We start from the raw sequence: 2664 nt of genomic DNA, 5'->3' as shown, positions 1-2664 counted from the left end.
GGGCAAAAAGCCAGACTGCTGGATAAGAAACCAGCCAGAACCTTGAAAACTGCATAGTAACGCGAAAGAAAAAGCAGGCAGTCGTAAGACTGCATGGAAAAAGCCAAAAGATAGTGGTCAAGCTAATAAGGGCTGACGGTGGATACCTAGGCACACAGAGGCGAAGAAGGACGTGGTTACCGACGATATGCTCCGGGGAGTTGGAAGCAAACATAGAGCCGGAGATTTCCGAATGGGGCAACCCTAAAAACTACCTGCTGAATATATAGGCAGGAAAGAGCTAACCCAGCGAATTGAAACATCTTAGTAGCTGGAGGAAAAGAAATCAAAAGAGATTCCCCGAGTAGTGGTGAGCGAAAGGGGAAGAGCCTAAACCAGAGGATATATCCTGTGGGGTAGTGGGACAGCGAGAACGAATCTAGAGGTTAGACGAAGCAGCGAAATACTGCACCAGAGGGGGTGAAAGTCCCGTAGTCGAAAACTAAAGGATAGGAGCTGAATCCCGAGTAGCATGGGGCACGGGAAATCCCATGTGAATCAGCGAGGACCATCTCGTAAGGCTAAATACTACTGTGTGACCGATAGTGAACCAGTACCGCGAGGGAAAGGTGAAAAGAACCCCGGAAGGGGAGTGAAAAAGAACATGAAACCGTCAGCTTACAAGCAGTGGGAGTCCGATTCAACGGATGACCGCGTGCCTGTTGAAGAATGAGCCGGCGACTTATAGGCACTGGTAGGTTAAAGCGGAAATGCTGGAGCCAAAGGGAAACCGAGTCTGAAGAGGGCGAGAAATCAGTGTTTATAGACCCGAACCCTGGTGATCTAACCATGGCCAGGATGAAGCTTGGGTAACACCAAGTGGAGGTCCGAACCGACTGATGTTGAAAAATCAGCGGATGAGTTGTGGTTAGGGGTGAAATGCCAATCGAACCAGGAGCTAGCTGGTTCTCCCCGAAATGTGTTGAGGCGCAGCGGTAATGAATATACCTGGGGGGTAAAGCACTGTTTCGGTGCGGGCTGGGAGACCGGTACCAAATCGAGGCAAACTCAGAATACCCAGAGAACACATTGCCAGTGAGACAGTGGGGGATAAGCTTCATTGTCAAGAGGGAAACAGCCCAGACCACCAGCTAAGGTCCCCAAATCATCACTAAGTGAGAAAGGAGGTGGGAGTGCATAGACAACTAGGAGGTTTGCCTAGAAGCAGCCACCCTTGAAAGAGTGCGTAATAGCTCACTAGTCAAGCGCTCCTGCGCCGAAAATGAACGGGGCTAAGTGATGTACCGAAGCTGTGGGATTAGAAATAATCGGTAGGGGAGCGTTCCGTGGTAGGAAGAAGCAGTAGCGGCAAGCAGCTGTGGACGAGACGGAAGTGAGAATGTCGGCTTGAGTAGCGCAAACATTGGTGAGAATCCAATGCCCCGAAACCCTAAGGGTTCCTCCGGCAGGTTCGTCCACGGAGGGTTAGTCGGGACCTAAGGCGAGGTCGAAAGGCGTAGTCGATGGAGATAGGGTAAATAATCCCTAACTAAGATGTGGGAGCAGATGCAGGGACGCATAAAAGATAGCCATACCCTGATTGGTTTGGGAGACGGTTACGACCGTCGGATGGTGAAGGATAGTGCCAAGAAAAGCTGCATATGTGATGAAAGCATGTTACCCGTACCCGAAACCGACACAGGTAGGGAGGTTGAGAATACCAAGGGGCGCGAGATAACTCTCTCTAAGGAACTCGGCAAAATTGCCCCGTAACTTCGGAAGAAGGGGTGCCCACACAAGTGGTGGGTCGCAGTGAAGAGATCCAGGCGACTGTTTACCAAAAACACAGGTCTCCGCCAACTCGAAAGAGGACGTATGGGGGCTGACGCCTGCCCAGTGCCGGAAGGTTAAGGAAGTGGGTTAGCGAAAGCGAAGCTGACGACCGAAGCCCCGGTGAACGGCGGCCGTAACTATAACGGTCCTAAGGTAGCGAAATTCCTTGTCGGGTAAGTTCCGACCCGCACGAAAGGCGTAACGATCTGGATGGTGTCTCAGAGAGAGACTCGGCGAAATAGGAATGTCTGTGAAGATACGGACTGCCTGCACCTGGACAGAAAGACCCTATGAAGCTTTACTGTAGCCTGGAATTGTGTTCGGGCTTGGCTTGCGCAGGATAGGTGGGAAGCGTAGAAGTATGCCTTGCGGGGCAGATGGAGCTAACGGTGAGATACCACTCTGGCGAAGCTAGAATTCTAACCCAACACCCTGAGCGGGTGTGGGGACAGTGTCAGGTGGGCAGTTTGACTGGGGCGGTCGCCTCCTAAAAGGTAACGGAGGCGCGCAAAGGTTCTCTCAGCACGCTTGGAAACCGTGCGACGAGTGTAAAGGCAAAAAGAGAGCTTGACTGCAAGAGAGACAACTCGAGCAGGGACGAAAGTCGGCCTTAGTGATCCGACGGCACTGAATGGAAGGGCCGTCGCTCAACGGATAAAAGTTACTCTAGGGATAACAGGCTGATCTCCCCCAAGAGTCCACATCGACGGGGAGGTTTGGCACCTCGATGTCGGCTCATCGCAACCTGGGGCGGAAGTACGTCCCAAGGGTTGGGCTGTTCGCCCATTAAAGCGGTACGTGAGCTGGGTTCAGAACGTCGTGAGACAGTTCGGTCCATATCCGGTGCAGGCG

General features: G+C 52.4%; 1 rRNA gene. It reads left to right on the top strand.

The window, feature by feature from the left end:
* Positions 1 to 115: 115 nt before the first annotated feature.
* Positions 116 to 2664, top strand: a 23S ribosomal RNA gene (locus NWP17_RS15020); the annotation flags it as partial.

The sequence above is a fragment of the Chrysosporum bergii ANA360D genome, from assembly GCF_029891735.1.
Classification (GTDB): domain Bacteria; phylum Cyanobacteriota; class Cyanobacteriia; order Cyanobacteriales; family Nostocaceae; genus Umezakia; species Umezakia bergii.
Note: the sequence above shows the minus strand (reverse complement) of the source record. Positions and strands in the feature narration are given on the sequence as shown.